11 protein-coding genes are annotated in these 16,527 nt (G+C 68.9%); 5 read left to right on the top strand and 6 right to left on the bottom strand.

The features are described 5' to 3' along the window. Positions 1 to 4: 4 nt before the first annotated feature. The 3 genes from ftsX to rhlB form a co-directional block, all read right to left on the bottom strand. Positions 5 to 949, bottom strand: coding sequence for a permease-like cell division protein FtsX (gene ftsX / locus AC1PMG_RS03245; RefSeq protein WP_150411230.1), 945 nt, complete (start codon positions 947 to 949; stop codon positions 5 to 7). After that, positions 946 to 1,632, bottom strand: coding sequence for a cell division ATP-binding protein FtsE (gene ftsE / locus AC1PMG_RS03240; protein ID WP_017909423.1), 687 nt, complete (start codon positions 1,630 to 1,632; stop codon positions 946 to 948). Before ftsE ends, ftsX begins: the two co-directional genes overlap by 4 nt. A gap of 73 nt (positions 1,633 to 1,705) precedes the next feature. Continuing rightward, positions 1,706 to 3,463 carry an ATP-dependent RNA helicase RhlB gene (gene rhlB, locus AC1PMG_RS03235; RefSeq protein WP_481110645.1) on the bottom strand — a complete coding sequence of 586 codons (1,758 nt, stop codon included), beginning with the start codon at positions 3,461 to 3,463 and terminating at the stop codon, positions 1,706 to 1,708. Positions 3,464 to 3,665: 202 nt separating this feature from the next. On the opposite strand from rhlB, the gene trxA reads away from it, so the two are divergent. From trxA to AC1PMG_RS03220, 3 genes are all read left to right on the top strand, one after another. Then, the gene (gene trxA / locus AC1PMG_RS03230) at positions 3,666 to 4,007 is read left to right on the top strand and encodes a thioredoxin TrxA (protein WP_010341563.1); all 342 of its coding nucleotides are present in this window, start codon (positions 3,666 to 3,668) and stop codon (positions 4,005 to 4,007) included. Between the two features lie 242 nt (positions 4,008 to 4,249). Beyond that, complete coding sequence (gene rho, locus AC1PMG_RS03225; protein ID WP_481110644.1) at positions 4,250 to 6,049, top strand: transcription termination factor Rho; 1,800 nt, start codon at positions 4,250 to 4,252, stop codon at positions 6,047 to 6,049. Positions 6,050 to 6,173: 124 nt separating this feature from the next. Continuing rightward, positions 6,174 to 6,974 carry a COG4705 family protein gene (locus AC1PMG_RS03220; protein ID WP_481110643.1) on the top strand — a complete coding sequence of 267 codons (801 nt, stop codon included), beginning with the start codon at positions 6,174 to 6,176 and terminating at the stop codon, positions 6,972 to 6,974. A gap of 49 nt (positions 6,975 to 7,023) precedes the next feature. Here the strand turns inward: AC1PMG_RS03220 and AC1PMG_RS03215 are convergent, their stop codons facing one another. The 3 genes from AC1PMG_RS03215 to AC1PMG_RS03205 all read right to left on the bottom strand — a co-directional run bounded on the left by AC1PMG_RS03215 (position 7,024) and on the right by AC1PMG_RS03205 (position 12,211). Then, positions 7,024 to 7,878 (bottom strand): energy transducer TonB, encoded by an 855-nt coding sequence (locus tag AC1PMG_RS03215; protein WP_481111599.1) that lies wholly within the window; start codon positions 7,876 to 7,878, stop codon positions 7,024 to 7,026. A gap of 103 nt (positions 7,879 to 7,981) precedes the next feature. Next, positions 7,982 to 9,721 (bottom strand): bifunctional isocitrate dehydrogenase kinase/phosphatase, encoded by a 1,740-nt coding sequence (aceK, locus tag AC1PMG_RS03210; RefSeq protein ID WP_481110642.1) that lies wholly within the window; start codon positions 9,719 to 9,721, stop codon positions 7,982 to 7,984. 258 nt (positions 9,722 to 9,979) lie between these two features. Beyond that, entirely contained in the window at positions 9,980 to 12,211 is a 2,232-nt protein-coding gene (locus AC1PMG_RS03205; protein WP_481110641.1) for an NADP-dependent isocitrate dehydrogenase, read from the bottom strand. A 220-nt stretch (positions 12,212 to 12,431) separates the two neighbouring features. Between AC1PMG_RS03205 and AC1PMG_RS03200 the strand changes: the two genes are divergently transcribed. Then, complete coding sequence (locus AC1PMG_RS03200) at positions 12,432 to 14,090, top strand: SWIM zinc finger family protein (protein WP_481110640.1); 1,659 nt, start codon at positions 12,432 to 12,434, stop codon at positions 14,088 to 14,090. A gap of 143 nt (positions 14,091 to 14,233) precedes the next feature. Next, entirely contained in the window at positions 14,234 to 16,525 is a 2,292-nt protein-coding gene (gene cas3, locus AC1PMG_RS03195) for a CRISPR-associated helicase Cas3' (RefSeq protein WP_481110639.1), read from the top strand. Positions 16,526 to 16,527: the final 2 nt, after the last annotated feature.

The following is a 16,527-nucleotide window of genomic DNA, read 5'->3' as shown; positions in this document are numbered from 1 at the left end:
CGCCTCAGGTGTCGGTGGGCCGCGTCTGGCGCAGGAAGTGGCCGGTCACCAGCCAGGCGCCGAGCCAGCCCAGCAGCAGGGTGCCGAGCAGGACGAAGCCGGCGTGCAGCGCGTCCAGCCCGTGCAGCACGAAGTGGCTGCCGTAGCTGTCGGCCAGCGCCGCCAGCGGCTGGCCCAGGGCCATGCCGGAGGCGGCGAGCAGGCCCAGCGCCAGCACCCCGGCGCCGAAACCGTACCAGGCGCCCAGGTACAGGAACGGGCGGCGGATGAAGCCGTCGCTGGCGCCGAGCAGCTGCAGCACGCCGATCTCCTCGCGCCGCGACTGGATGTCCAGGCGCACCGTGTTGCCGACCACCAGCACCGCGCCGGCGCCGAGCAGCAGCGACAGCACCTGCACCAGGCGCTCGCCGAAATGCAGCCAGCCGTCCAGGCGCTTGCGCCACAGCGCGTCGTGCTGGACCAGGTCGGCCTGCGGCAGCGCGGTCAGCGCCGTGGCCAGCGGGGTGTCGTCGGCCGCGGCCGGGGTGACGATCAGCAGCGTCGGCAGCGGGTTGTCCTGCAGCGCGTCCAGCGCCTCGCCGAGGCCGGCGCTGTCGCGCAGCTCGGCCATGCCCTCGGCGGGCGTGCGCAGTTTTACCGCGGCCACGTCGCCACGGCCGCGCAGGGTCTGCGCCAGCGCCTGCGCCGCGGCGGCGTCGACGTCGGTCTTCAGGAACACGTTGATGTCGCGCGACTGCTGCACGCTGCCGGCGAACTGCTTGAGGTTGTCCAGGGCGATCGACAGGCCCAGCGGCAGGGTCAGCGCCAGCGCCATCACCGCCATGGTCAGCAGCGTGGCCCATGGCTTGCGCATGGCGCGGCCGAGGCTGTAGACGATGCTGTGCAGGTGGTGGTCCCACCACACGCCCAGCCGCGAGGGCGCCGCGGCGCCGGCGTTGCGCGCGCTCATTCGGCCAGGTCCTGCGGCGAGATGTCGTCGATCAGGCGGCCGTGGTCCAGGATCAGCACGCGCTTGCGCATCTGCTTGAGCAGCGCCAGGTCGTGGCTGACCACCAGCACGCTGGTGCCGCGCGCCGGCAGTTCGGCGAACAGCTGCATGATTTCCGCGGCCAGGGTCGGGTCGAGGTTGCCGGTGGGCTCGTCGGCGACCAGCAGCCGCGGTTCGCCGACCATCGCCCGGGCGATGCCGACGCGCTGCTGCTCGCCGGCCGACAGTTGCGAGGGCAGCGCCTTCTCGCGGTGGCCCAGGCCCATGCGCTCGAGCACCGAGCGCACGCGCTTGCCGATCTCGGCGCGGCGGGTACCGCGCAGGATCAGCGGCAGCGCCACGTTCTCGGCGATGCTGCGGTCGGTGAGCAGGCGGTGGTCCTGGTAGACCGCGCCGACCTCGCGCCGATGCAGGGGCACGCGGCGGCCGCGCACCTTCAGCAGGTTGCGCTCGCCGAACAGCACCGCGCCGCGGGAGGGCCGCTCGCTCAGGTGGATCAGCTTGAGCAGGGTGCTCTTGCCGGCACCGGAATGGCCGGTGACGAACAGCATCTCGCCCTCCTCGACCTCGAAGCTGACGTCCACCAGCGCCGCGTGGCCGCCGGCGTACTGTTTGCTGACATTGTCGAACCGCAGAACGCTCATCCGGCGATTATGCCGGAGCGGCTGGGGTGTTCGTCCACCGCGTGCCTCGCACGCGGCGGACGGCCGGTCCGGCTCAGGAGCTGGAGACCAGCGAGCGCAGCTTGCGGCCCAGGCGGGTCAGGAACGAATCGTTCTTCGCCGCCGCACCACGCTCGGCCTGGCGCGCGGCCTTGACCGGGGTGGCCACGACCTGCACCGGCTTGGCCGGGGCCGCTTTCGCCGGGGCGGCGCTGCCGTTGCCGGCCTGTGCACCCTCGGCACCTTCCAGCGGACGCCCGCCGCGACGGCGACGGCGCTTGCGTGGCGGGCGCTCGCCCTCGACCGCAGGCACCGCGCCCTCGGCCGGCGCGGCACGCGGCGGCTTGGGCGCGGGGGCCGGCGCAGCGGCGGCCGGCGCGCTGCCGTCCGCGGCAGCGGGAGCGGCGTCGGCCGGACGCGGCGTGCGCGGACGCCGCGGCTTGCCGTCGGCGCTGCGCGACTCGCCACGGCCGCCCGGGCCGCTGCGGCCGCCGCCGGGCTTGCCACGGCCGCCGCCACGCCGCTGTTCGTCGGCCTCGCGCTGGGCGCGGGCCTCGCGGAAGATCTCGCCGATGCTCTCCTCGCCATCGGCCTCGGCCGCCTCGCCCTCCACCGGCGCACGCGGGGTGCGCGGCAGCGCCACCAGCAGCTCGGCGGTGACCGGCTCGACCGGGATCTTCTGCTCGATGTAGGCCTCGATGTCCGGCAGGCTCATCGCGTAACGCTCGCAGGCGAAGCTGATCGCGTCGCCCTCCTCGCCCAGCCGCGCGGTGCGGCCGATGCGGTGCACATAGTCCTCGGCGTCGAACGGCAGGTCGTAGTTGTAGACGTACTTGACCCCGTCGATGTGCAGGCCGCGCGCGGCCACGTCGGTGGCCACCAGGATCTCCAGTTGGCCCTTCTGGAAGCGGTTGAGCAGGGTCTCGCGCTTCTTCTGCGGCACGTCGCCGGACAGCACGCCGACCCGGTAGCCGTTGCGCTCCAGCGCCCGCGCCACGCGCTCGACGAACGCCTTGGTGTTGACGAACACCATGGTGCGCGCGCCCTCGCTGCGCGACAGCAGGCCCAGCAGCAGGGTCAGCTTCTCCTCGTCGGAGGGGAAGTAGATGCGCTGGCGCACGCGCGCGGCGGTGATGCTCTCGGTCTCGACCACGAGCTTTTCCGGCTCGTTCATGTGCTCGTAGGCCAGTTCCAGCACGCGGTGGCTGAGCGTGGCCGAGAACAGCAGGGTCTGCCGGGTGCCGCGCTCGGGCATGCGCCGCAGCAGGAAGCGGATGTCCTTGATGAAGCCCAGGTCGAACATCCGGTCGGCTTCGTCGAGCACGCAGATCTCGCAGGCGTGCAGCGACACCACCTTGTGCTGCTTGACGTAGTCGATCAGGCGGCCGGGGGTGGCGATGATCACGTCCACGCCCTGCTGCAGCAGTTCGCGCTGCTTGTCGTAGTCCACGCCGCCGTAGACCAGGGCGAAGCGCAGGCCCAGCTCGGAGCCGAACTTGACCGCGTCCTTGTGGATCTGGATCGCCAGTTCGCGGGTCGGGGCCAGGATCAGCGCGCGCGGATCCTCCGGCTTGCGGTCGGCCAGCGCCGGGCGGCTGAGCAGGCGGTTCATCACCGCCACCAGGAACGCCAGGGTCTTGCCGGTACCGGTCTGGGCCTGGCCGGCCACGTCGCGGCCGGGAAGGGCCACCGGCAGGGTCAGCGCCTGGATCGGGGTGCAGCGGGTGAAGCCGGCGCTTTCGAGGCCTGCGAGCAGCGCGGGCTGCAGTTCGAACGCGGAAAAAGTCACATCGGTCAGCGGTTTGTCGCTCATCATTCCATCTTCGTGAGGCCACCCCGCCCGAAGCGTAAGGTCGCGGCTTGCATCGGTCCCGGCAGCGTCGCACACTGGCGTCTTCCATGCCGGGTCGCGCGACAGGGGGAATCCCTTGAGATCGCCGCGCAATGCCCCAGTTTACCGCAATGCGGCGGCCACCCGGTCCGGCCAGTCGCATTGGCCCAGGAGAACCCCCAAAGTGAGCGACAAGGTCCTTTACGTCGGCGACGCCGATTTCGATGCCACGGTGCTGCAGTCCGACGAGCCGGTCCTGGTGGACTTCTGGGCCGAGTGGTGCGGCCCGTGCAAGATGATCGCGCCGGTGCTGGACGATCTCGCCGACGCCTACGACGGCCGCCTCAAGGTCGCCAAGGTCAACGTGGACGAGAACCGCGCCACCGCGATCAAGTACCACGTGCGCTCGATCCCGATGCTGCTGCTGTTCAAGAACGGCCAGATCCAGGCCACCCAGATCGGCGCGGTCGGCAAGGGCCAGCTGACCCAGATGATCGACAAGACCCTGGGTAGCAGCGCCGCCTGACGTCCGCCGCCGGCGTCCGCTCCGCACCCGGGGCGGCGCCGCGGCAGCCCGGCCGGCGCAGCATCGCCGGCGGCTGAATCGCCCACGAACGCCTGCTTGCCGTGCTTGCGTGGCGGTGATAGTGTCGATGCATCCGGTGGCATTCGCACACCGCACCCCCTCTGGAAGATTCTCTCCCAGACCTCCTCCCAACCCCGTATGCCCCCACGCTGGGCGCTCGCACTCTTAGCGAGGAACACCACTTGTCCGATCACACCATGTCCGAACCCGGGAGCGCCGACGCCCCCGCCGAGAAGCGCGTGCGCAAGCCGCGCGTCAGCAAGGCCGCGAGCGGCGCGGAAGGCGCCGCCGAGCACGGCGCGCCGGCGCAGCCGACCCTGCCGCTGAACCCCGCGCCCGTCCAGGCCGAAGCGCCGCGCGCCGCGGCGCCGGAGTCGGCCCCGGCCCCGGCCGCGAGCAGCAGCCAGAGCCACGGCGGCGGCGACGCGCCGGCCCAGCAGGGCGGCGGCGGCCAGGCTTCAGAAGGCGGCGAGCCACGCGAAGGCCGCGAGCCGCGCGACGGCGGCAACAACAACCGCTTCAACAATCAGAACCAGAACAACCAGAACAACCAGCAGGGCAACCGCCGCGATCGCTTCCGCAATCGCCGCGACCGTGATCGCGGCGGTAATGGCGGCGGCGGCCGCGACCGCTTCCAGGACAACGGCCTGCCCAGCGACAACGGCGGCAACGAGCCGTTCGTGCCGCGCCCGCACGCCAGCGTGCCGGAAGGCTTCCCGATCTACTCGCTGAGCGATCTGAAGAAGATGCCGGCGCAGAAGCTGCTGGACATCGCCGAGCAGCTCAACATCCAGGACGGCGTGGCCCGCGCGCGCAAGCAGGACGTGATCTTCGCCCTGCTGAAGGTGCTGACCCGCCACGGCGAAGGCGTCGCCGCCGACGGCGTGCTGGAAATCCTGCCGGACGGCTTCGGCTTCCTGCGCGCGGCCGAGGCCAGCTACCTGGCCGGCCCGGACGACACCTACATCTCGCCCAGCCAGATCCGCCGCTTCAACCTGCGCACCGGCGACCACCTGTCCGGCCGCATCCGCTTCCCGAAGGACGGCGAGCGCTACTTCGCGCTGTCGATCGTCGACACCATCAACGGCGAGCCGCTGGAAGCGAGCAAGAACAAGGTCCTGTTCGAGAACCTGACCGCGCTGTTCCCGCGCAAGCGCTTCACCCTGGAGCGCGGCAACGGTTCCTCGGAAGACATCTCCGGCCGCATCCTCGACCTGATGGCGCCGCAGGGCAAGGGTCAGCGCGCGTTGATCGTGTCCCCGCCCAAGGCCGGCAAGACCATGCTGATGCAGCAGGTGGCCACGGCGATCACCACCAACCACCCGGACGTGCACCTGATCGTGCTGCTGATCGACGAGCGCCCGGAAGAAGTGACCGAAATGCAGCGCACCGTACGCGGCGAGGTCATCTCCTCGACCTTCGACGAGCCGGCCGCGCGCCACGTGCAGGTCGCCGAAATGGTGATCGAGCGCGCCAAGCGCCTGGTCGAACACAAGAAGGACGTGGTGATCCTGCTCGACTCGATCACCCGCCTGGCCCGCGCCTACAACAACGTGGTGCCGTCCTCCGGCAAGGTGCTCAGCGGCGGCGTCGACGCCAACGCCCTGCACCGCCCGAAGCGCTTCTTCGGCGCGGCGCGCAACGTCGAGGAAGGCGGCTCGCTGACCATCATCGCCACTGCGCTGGTCGAGACCGGCAGCAAGATGGACGAGGTGATCTACGAAGAGTTCAAGGGCACCGGCAACAGCGAAGTGCACCTGAACCGCCGTATCGCCGAGAAGCGCGTGTACCCGGCCATTGACATCAACCGCTCCGGCACCCGCCGCGAGGACCTGCTGATCGAGCCGGAACTGCTGCAGAAGATCTGGATCCTGCGCAAGCTGCTGCATCCGATGGACGAGATCGCGGCGATGGAATTCCTGCTGGACAAGATGAAGAACACCAAGTCCAACGACGAGTTCTTCGGTTCGATGAAGCGCTGAGTCCAGGCGCCGGTTCGACCGCAACGCCCCGCTTCGGCGGGGCGTTCGCGTTTGTGGCCATCGGTCATGCCCAGCGACGTGCCGATACAGAGTCCGACGGTCTTTCGACGCGGGCGCGGGTGAGATGGGCGGCATTCGCCCCGCCGCGTCCGCCGCCATGCCCAGCACCGCCAACGCCGCCGTCAGCAAGGTCGCCCCGGTCACGCTCGGTTTCTGGGTGATGAAGATCTGCGCGACCACCCTGGGCGAGACCGGCGGCGACCTGCTGTCGATGACCCTGGACGTCGGCTATGCGCTGAGCAGCGTGCTGCTGCTCGGGGTCTTCCTGGTCTCGCTGTGGGCGCAACTGCGCGCTCGCAACTTCCAGCCGTGGCGTTACTGGTGGGTGATCCTGACCACCAGCACCGCCGGCACCACGCTGTCGGACTACATGGACCGCAGCCTGGGCCTGGGCTACGCGCAGGGCGCGCTGCTGCTGGTCAGCCTGCTGGCCGCGGTGCTGACGACCTGGTGGCTGTGCGAACGCAGCCTGTCGGTCGAGCGGATCGGCAGCGGCCGCGCCGAGGTCTTCTACTGGCTGGCGATCCTGGTCTCCAACACGCTGGGCACCGCGCTGGGCGATTACCTGGCCGACAGTTCGGGATTGGGCTTCGCCGGCGGCGCGCTGCTGATCGCGGCGCTGCTGGCGGCGATCGCCCTGGCCTATGTGTTCACCCGGATCTCGCGCACGGCGTTGTTCTGGGCGGCGTTCGTGCTGACCCGCCCGTTCGGCGCCACCCTTGGCGACCTGCTGAGCAAGCCGGCCGGCAAAGGCGGGCTGGACCTGGGCACGGTCGGCGCGTCGCTGCTGCTGGCCGGGTTGTTGCTGGCGGTGCTGCTTGCCTCGACGCACACGCGCGGCGGCGACCGCCGCGCTGCGCGCTAGCGTCGGCCAGTCGCCGACGCGGGCAACCTGCTGTCTCCGTGGTCGCCGCTCAGCCGCCCTGCAGCGGCGTCAGCAGGCGCGGGCCGGCGCCGTCGGCCATGTACACGCCACCGGCCGGCAGCAGGTCCGGCGAGAAGCCGGTCGCGTCTTCGCCGGTGATCCAGGGCGCGCGCTGGCGCGGGCCGGGGATGTAGCTCATCCAGCGGCCGTAAGCCGACGGCGCACCCTGGCGGGACTGGTCTAGCAGCGCGTAATCGACCGGCACGCGCACGGTCCAGTAAGGCGCCTCCACGTCCTTGCCTTCGCTCGGCGGACGGAAGGTCCATTTGCGCGCAGCACCCAGCGCGCTCTTGCCCAGCACGTCGCGCAGTTGCTGCATCTGCCGCTCGGACGCCACCACGCGCAGATTGACCTGCTCCACCGCGGCATCAGCGACGCGGCCATCGCGGCCCACCTTGAGCACCAGGTACGCCGAGCCCGCGGCACCGACGCTGTAGGCCGCTTCCGGATAGGCCGGCGGCTTCATCTGGATCGAAGTGACCACGCTGCGGTCGTTGGGATCGTAGTGGCTGAAATCGGCGCCGCGGATCTCGACCTGGTAGTCGTCGGCCCCATCCAGCCGCTTGGCAACCAAACGCAGGGTCATCGGCGCGCGCGCCGGCACCGGCTTGCCATCGCGCAGGCCCGGCGCGAACGTCCACTGCATCACGGTGCTGCGGACGAAGTCGACCACGCCCTTGGGCAGGCGCTCCTGTCGATCCAGCGCCAGCGCCGACACCTTGCCGCTGGGCTCGATGTCGATGGTGCCGCTCACCAGCATGCTGCTTTCGATCTGCTTGCGCACCGCGCCGGGGCCGCCCCCGTCGGCGGCGACGGCGGCGAACGCCAGCAGCAGCGAGAGCATGGCGCTCCAGCGCCAGCACGAACGGAGGGATCGACGGTGCATCGCGCATTCCTTTGCCTGAGATGAGGCAGCGATTACACCGCAGCGGCGGCCGGCCGGCAACTCAGGCCAGGCGCAGCGCATCCGGATAGGGCGGCGCGTCCGGATAGTCGTCCTCGCGCAGCCGCGTCTGCAGATCGCGCCACCACTGCGGATCGAACAGTTCGCCGTGGGCGTGGCGCACCGCTTCCAGCGAGGCCGCGGGCAGGCCCATGAACATCGCGAAGCGCTCCGGGAACACGTCGCGCGGGGCGACGTGGAACCAGGGTTCGGCGGACATCGCTTCTTCCTCGTTGCGCGGCTGCGGCCAGTCGCGGAAGTTGCAGTCGGTGACCAGGCACAGTTCGTCGTAGTCGTAGAACACCGCGCGGCCCTGCCGCGACACGCCGAAGTTCTTCAGCAGCATGTCGCCGGGGAAGATGTTGTTGCGGGCCATGTCCTTGATCGCCTGCGCGTAGTCCAGCGCGGCCTCGCGCGCGGCCTCGGCGCCCTGCTCGCGCAGGTACAGGTTCAACGGGCGCAGGCGCCGCTGCACGTAGCACAGCTCGACGATCAGGTCGTCGCCGTCCTCGCGCAGGCTGCGCGCGCAGCCGTCCATCAGTTCCTGCAGCAGCGCCGGCGCGAAGCGCGCGCGCGGGAAGCGCAGCGAGCGGTACGGCTGCGCGTCGAGCAGGCGGCCGACGCGATCGAGGTTGAACACCAGCGCGTATTTCTCTTCGACCTCTTCGCGGCTCATCGTCTTCGGATAGGCGAAGCGGTCGCGGATCAGCTTGAACACCAGCGGATAGCTGGGCAGGGTGAACACCGCCATGACCATGCCCGGCGTGCCTTCGGCATGCACCAACTGTTCGTTGGGATGCGCCTGGAAATGCCGGAAGAAGGTGCGGAAGCGTTCGGTCTTGCCCTGCTTGGCGCGGCCGAGCATGGTGTACAGCTCGTCGATCGGCTTGTGCGGCAGCAGGCTGCGCAGGAACACCACCGCATCGCCGACGGTGGCCAGGTCGGCCTGGAAATAGCTGCGCGAGATGCCGAACAGTTGCGCCACGTCGTTGCGCTTGGTCAACACCGCCTCGGCGCGCAGGCCTTGTTCGTCGTTGACCAGGGCGATCACGCACGGCGAGAAACGGTGTTCGCCAAACACGCGGCCGATCAGGTAGGCGCGGCGCTCGCGGTAGAACACCGTCTCCAGCAGTTCGATGCCGCGCACCGGGTTCTCGCCCCAGTGCGCGAGGTCGTCCTGCAGCCGCACCGCGATGGCCGCCGCGCAGCGCGTGCGGTGCGCGTACGGCACGTCGAACCGGTAGTCGCCGAGCACGCGCACGAACGCGTCCACCGGCCGCGCCTCGGACACCACGTAGTTGTGCCGCGCCACCGGGTGGGTGATGGCGTCGGTAGGCTCGATATCCAGCGCCACGAACTCGATCTGCGCATCCACGCCCTGGGTGCGGAAGAAGCGCCGGGTCAGGGTGTTGTAGAAGGTCTTGTACAGTTCCTGGTCGATCAGCGCGGCGATCAGTTCGGCGTAGTGGTCGCGTGCGCGGATCCACAGCGCGCGGTCGTGCGCCTGGCCGAGCAGCACCGCGCGCAGGCGCAGCATGCACTCGGCGATGCACTGGTCGTACAGGGCGATGCGCTCGATCGCATCCTCGCGCGCGGCGCTCCAGTCGCGGGCCTCGAAGCGTTGGCGCGCACGCGAAGAGATCTGCGCGAAGCGCGCGTGATAGTCCTCGAACGCCTCGAAGACGATGCGGCCGATGACCAGGGCACGGCGTTCGGACGGCAGCGGCAGCGGCGTGGAGGGCATGCCCGCAGTGTACCCAGGTGGTGGCGTCGCGCGGGCGTCGGGCGCCCTGCCACGCTCCGCCTCGTGGGACATCCAGCGACCTGCTTCGCCAGGATCGAGCCGGACACAGGTCGGCCGCAGGAGCGGCTTCAGCCGCGACCGGCCTTGCCGGGAACGCCCTGTCGCGGCTGAAGCCGCTCCTACCGGACGCTTCCTGCGCCGGAAACGCAAAGGGCCGCCCCGAGGGGCGGCCCTTTGTGGCACGATCAGCTCGAGCGATCAGGCGCTCAGCGTCGCCAGGGCGTCGTTGAGGGTCTTGCTCGGCCGCATCGCCTTGCCGATCAGCTCCAGGTTCGGACGGTAATAGCCCTGGATGTCGACCGGCTGGCCCTGCACGCCGTTGAGCTCGGCGACGATGGTCGCTTCCTGCTCGGTCAGCTGCTTGGCCAGCGGGGCGAAGCGCGCCTTCAGCGCGGCGTCCTCGTCCTGTGCGGCCAGCGCCTGCGCCCAGTACATGGCCAGGTAGAAGTGGCTGCCGCGGTTGTCCAGCCCGCCGACCTTGCGCGAGGGCGACTTGTCGTTGTCCAGGAACTGGCCGTTGGCCTGGTCCAGGGTGCGCGCCAGCACGCCGATGGCGGCATTGTGGTGGCGCTGGCCCAGGTGCTCCAGCGACGCCGCCAGCGCCAGAAACTCGCCCAGCGAATCCCAGCGCAGGTAGTTCTCTTCGACGAACTGCTGCACGTGCTTGGGCGCCGAACCGCCGGCGCCGGTCTCGAACAGGCCGCCGCCAGCCATCAGCGGCACGATCGACAGCATCTTGGCGCTGGTGCCCAGCTCCATGATCGGGAACAGGTCGGTGAGGTAGTCGCGCAGCACGTTACCGGTGACCGAGATGGTGTCCTCGCCCTTGCGGATGCGCTGCAGCGAGAACGCGGTGGCTTCCACCGGCGGCAGGATGCGGATGTCCAGGCCGTTGAGGTCGTGGTCCTGCAGGTAGCGCTCCACCTTCTGGATCATCAGCGCATCGTGGGCGCGCTGCGGATCCAGCCAGAACACCGCCGGGGTGGCGCTCAGGCGCGCGCGCTCGACCGCCAGCTTGACCCAGTCCTGGATCGGCGCGTCCTTGGTCTGGCACATGCGCCAGATGTCGCCGGCTTCCACCGCATGCTCCAGCAGCACCGTGCCGCCGGCATCGGTGACGCGCACGGTGCCGTCGCGGGGAATCTGGAAGGTCTTGTCGTGGGAACCGTATTCCTCGGCCTTCTGCGCCATCAGGCCGACGTTGGGCACGCTGCCCATGGTGGCCGGGTCGAAGGCGCCGTGCAGCTTGCAGTCCTCGATCACCGCCTGGTACACGCCGGCGTAGCAGCGGTCGGGGATCACCGCCTTGGTGTCCTGCAGTTTGCCTTCGGCGTTCCACATCTTGCCGGAGTCGCGGATCATCGCCGGCATCGACGCATCGACGATCACGTCGCTAGGCACGTGCAGGTTGGTGATGCCCTTGTCGGAGTTGACCATCGCCAGCGCCGGGCGCTGCGCGTACAGCGCCTGAAGGTCGGCCTCGATCGGCGCACGCTGCGCCTCCGGCAGGCTGGCGATGCGCGCGTACAGGTCGCCGATGCCGTTGTTGGCGTCGAAGCCCACCTGCTTGAGCGTGGCGGCATGCTTGTCCAGCACATCGCGGTAGAACGCCTCGACCACCACGCCGAACATGATCGGGTCGGAGACCTTCATCATCGTCGCCTTCAGGTGCAGCGAGAACAGCACGCCCTGCTGCTTGGCATCGGCGATCTGCGCCTGCACGAAGGCGGCCAGCGCGCCCTTGCTCATCACCGCCGCGTCGATCAGCTCGCCGGCCTGTACCGCGGTCTTTTCCTTCAGCACGGTCACCGCGCCGTCCTTGCCGACCAGCTCGATCTTGACGCTGCCGGCCTGTTCGATCAGCGCCGAGCGCTCGCTGCCGTAGAAATCGCCGGCGTCCATGTGCGCCACGTGCGACTTGGACTCGGCGCTCCATGCGCCCATGCGGTGCGGGTGCTTGCGCGCGTAGTTCTTTACCGAGGCGGGAGCGCGGCGATCGGAATTGCCCTCGCGCAGCACCGGATTGACCGCGCTGCCCTTGACCTTGTCGTAGCGCGCCTTGGCGTCCTTTTCTTTCTCGTCCTTCGGCTCGTCCACGTAGTCCGGCAGCGCATAGCCCTGCTGCTGCAGTTCCTTGATCGCGGCCTTGAGCTGCGGCACCGAGGCGCTGATGTTGGGCAGCTTGATGATGTTGGCTTCCGGCGTGGTCGCCAGCTGGCCCAGCTCGGCCAGGTCGTCGGCGATGCGCTGGTCCTCGCGCAGGTATTCGGGGAACTGCGAGATCAGGCGGCCGGCCAGCGAGATGTCGCGGGTCTCCACGGCGATACCGGCAGTGCCGGCGAACGCGGCGACGATCGGCAGCAGCGACTGCGTCGCCAGGTACGGGGCTTCATCGGTGAGCGTGTACAGGATCTTGGGCGTATTCGACATGACGCGACGGATGACCTCTGGCAGGGGGAAATAGGCAGCACCGACAGTACGGCGGCGTATTGTTTCTTGTAGTTTCGCGATGCCGCCAACCGCCCGGCACCGGCCGTCCATTGTCGCGTGTCTGCCGGCTGCGGGCAAAGCGCGGGGTGCATCATGCTCGGCGCAGCGGTTCTAAAATGCGCCGATGACCGCTTTCTCACCCGCACGGATCGATCGGCGCATGCTGCTGACGATCACCGAAATCGGCCACTACCAACGCGGCCTCGCCTACGCCGAGGACGAGCGCGTGATCCTGCTCGCCGTGACCAGGCATACTGCGGAAGCCGAGGTCGCCGGCGGCGAGGTCTACCGCGTGCGTCTTCAGTGGCGCGACGACACTCTGCACGGGGAATGCGACTGCCCGATCGGCATGCAGGGGGAGTTCTGCAAGCACCAGGTGGCGACTGCGCTGGTCTGGGCACGCAGGGCAGCCGATGATTGCGCGCCGTCTGACAACAGCGCAACGCCAATGCACGCCTCGGAGCAGAGACTGCGGCAATGGCTGTCCGAACAGACGCCGCAGATGCTGCAAGCACTGCTGCTGGACGCCGCCGAATACGACCCGGCGTTGCACGAGCGGCTCCTGAGCCAGGCACAACTGGCCAGTGCGTCGCCTCGGGACTGGCGCAAGGCAGTGTCGTCGCTGATCGGGCGCAAGCGCTTCAGGCACGACTACGACAGCATCGACTACGCCAGACGCCTGCATCCACTCAACACCCTGCTCGAACAGGCCCGGCAACGCGACCCGGAGGCCGCCCTCGACCTGCACGAATACGCCTTCAACCGTCTGCTGACGATCTACGCGGACAGCGACGATTCAAGCGGCCGCATCGGCGAGCGCCTGCGCGCGCTGGCGCAGTTGCATCCGCAGTTCTTGCGCAGCGCCAATCCGCGCAATCTGGCGAAGCGCCTGTTCGACCTGCGCATGTGCGATCAGTGGGGCCTGCTGCCGCCGCTGCGCGACTACGCCACGCTGCTGGGTCCTGCGGGTATCGCCTCCCTGGAACACCACACCCTGCATGCGCTGCGCGACGCCGATGCGCGCGACCACAGCGTGCGCGTGGCGGCCGAAGCGCTGCTCGAAGAGATCGCGCACTGCGGCGGCGACGTGCAGCGCATGCTGGACTGGTTCGCCCAGCGCTGCAGCAGCAGCTGGAGCTACCTGGAGATGGCGCGGCGCTGCGCCGAACACGGCCGCACGCGGCAGGCCATCGAATGGCTCGAACGCGGCGTTAAGGCCCATCCTGACGAAGCAACTCTGCTCGGCGCGCTCGCGGACGCTTACATGCGCGAGGGTTTTCCAGAGGACGCACTGCAACTGCGCTGGAAGGCCTACCTCCTGCAGCCGTTCGAAGAGACGTATCTAGCCCTGCGCGACGCGGCGCAAACGCTCGGGTGCTGGGAACAATGGCGCGAACGCGCCCTGCAGGCGCTGGATGGCGGCACCTCCCTCAACCCGGCCAACGCGCGCGACCTGCGCATCGTCCTGCTACTCGCCGAGGAGCAGACGCAACGCGCTCTGGATCTGGCGCGAGATCACCTGCACGCCCTCGCCCCCGACACCCTCGACTGCCTGCTGCCGCAAGCCGAGACGTTTGAGCCAACGACAGCCTTGACCATCTGCGACAGCTTGATCGAAACCGCCATCACGCGGAACAACCGCCGGGGCTACCTGACGGCGATTGAGCTGCTGCAGACGCTGCAGCGACTGAGTCATGCCCTGGGCGACGCGACAGGTTTCGTCGCTTATTGCGACCGCCTGCGCCAGCGTTACCACCGAAAATGCACCTTCATCGAACTACTGGACGCGCACCTGCCGCCGGTGGCCGAAAAGCGCTGAACCCGGGCGACTGCGGACGACCACCGGCGCCCCTCCCCCGCCATCAATTTGTCTACGACTTCCGTCTGCCGATGGCGCATGGTCTGCCGCGACGTCAGCAATGCTGACGCGCTGTCCATAAGGAATGGAGACAGGGGGACAACGTGGCGTTCTATGCGCACTCGACCGGGCGTCGGGATCGTGGCGATTGGCAGGGGTTGGCCGAGCATCTGAACGGTGTCGGGGATGGCGCCGGGGATCGCGCTGCCGTGTTTGGAGCGCGCGTGCTGGGCAGCGTCTCCGGAAAACTGCATGACGTCGGCAAGTTCACCCTCAGGTTCCAGGGACGTCTCGATGGCGACCCCGCCAGCGTGGATCACGCCACCTGGGGCGCCCGCATCGCGCGGGAGCGTTACGGCGAAGGCGGCATGCTGCTGGCCTACGGCATCGCCGGCCATCATGCCGGGCTTGCGGACGGACGCAGGGATGAAGCCTCTTCGCGCAGTTCGCTGCAAGAGCGCTTATCGGATGAGTACCGCGAGCTAAAGCTGCCTCCCCTGGCGCCGGAGTGGGAGCGGGAACTGGCACTCCCCGCGAGGCTGGAACTGCCGGAAGGCTTCACTGCCCATCCCCGCCCGGACCGTCGCGCCTTCCAGATGACGGTGCTGGCACGGATGATCTTCTCCTGCCTGGTCGACGCCGATTTCGTCGATACCGACGACTTCTATCGGCGCATCGAGAGCCGCAGGTCCCGCGCCGAAGAAGCCGGCATCCAACCGACGCTGCAGGAACTGCGCGAACGGCTCGACACCCATCTGGCCAGCTTGCCGAGCGAAGGCGGCATCAACCCGATCCGCGCAAGGATCCTGCACGAAGTGCGTGCAAAAGCCAGCATGCCTGCCGGCCTGTTCTCGCTCACCGTCCCGACCGGCGGCGGCAAGACCCTGGCTTCGCTGGCATTCGCGCTGGATCACGCCCTGGCGCATGGCTTGCGCCGGGTGATCTACGTGATTCCGTTCACCAGCATCGTCGATCAGACCGCCGCGGTGTTTCGCAACGCACTCGACGTCCACGACCGCGACGACGTGGTGCTGGAGCATCACAGTGCGTTCTTCGACGATCCGTCCAAGGAACTGCAATCGATCGACAAGCGCAAACTGGCGATGGAGAACTGGGATGCGCCGATCGTGGTCACCACCTCCGTGCAGTTCTTCGAGAGCCTGTTCGCCGATCGCCCCGCGCGCTGCCGCAAGCTGCACAACATCGCCGGCAGCGTGGTGATCCTGGACGAAGCGCAGACGCTTCCGCAGAAACTGCTGCGTCCGTGTGTCGCGCTGCTGGAAGAGTTGGCCCGCAACTACCGGGTTAGCCCGGTGCTGTGCACCGCCACCCAGCCCGCGCTGCGCCAGGACCAGGGCTTCCCCGACGGACTGGAACACGTCGAGGAACTGGTGGCGGAACCGGAGACGCTGTATGCGCAGTTGCGCCGCGTGCGAGTGCGCCATGTCGGCACGCTGGACGACGACGCGCTGGGCGAGCAGTTGCGGCAACGCGCGCAGGTACTGTGCATCGTCAACAATCGTCGCCATGCCCGCGCCCTGTTCGACGCCATCGCCGAACAGCCCGGCGCGCGCCACCTGACCACGCTGATGCATGCGCGGCATCGCAGTGTGGCATTGGCGCAGGTACGCGATGACCTGAAAGCGGGCAGGCCGTGCCGGCTGGTCGCGACCAGCCTGATCGAAGCAGGCGTGGACGTCGACTTTCCGACCGTTCTGCGCGCGGAAGCCGGCCTGGATTCGGTGGCGCAAGCAGCAGGACGTTGCAACCGCGAAGGCCGGCATCCGGCCGATGCCCGCGAGGTTCTGGTGTTCGCCCCTGTGCAGTGGCAGCCGCCGCAGGAACTGAAGCTGTTCACCGAGGTCTTCCGCGAGGTCGAGCGCGCCCACCGCGACGACCTGCTGGCGATGGATGCCATCCATGCCTATTTCAGGGCGCTGTATCGGCGCCTGGGCGACGAACTGTTGGACAACGCGGCGATCCTGACCCAACTGCGCGCAGCCAGCATCGACGACCTGCCCTTCGACACGCTGGCGCAGAAATTCAAGGTGATCCAGACCAGCATGCGCCCGCTGATCGTGCCATATGCGCCGTACGCGGCCGACAAGAGCGCCGCGGAACGCGAGATGGCCGACGTCAACGAGGTACTGCGACAACTGGAACATGCCGAACGGATCGGCGTGGCCGGCGCCGCCCGCCGCCTGCAACCGTGGCTGGTGCAGGTGCCCGAGCAGGCCTACAAGGCGCTCTGGCAGGCCTCGGCAATCGCTCCCATTTCGCCCGATCGCTACGGCGAGCAGTTCGTGCGCCTGTGCAACCCGCGCCTTTACGACGCGCGGTTCGGGTTGCATTGGGAGGACCCGCAGTTCCTGGACCCGGAGAGCCTGTGTCTTTGATG

The organism is Xanthomonas sp. NCPPB 2250 (genome assembly GCF_056725265.1).
Note: the sequence above shows the minus strand (reverse complement) of the source record. Positions and strands in the feature narration are given on the sequence as shown.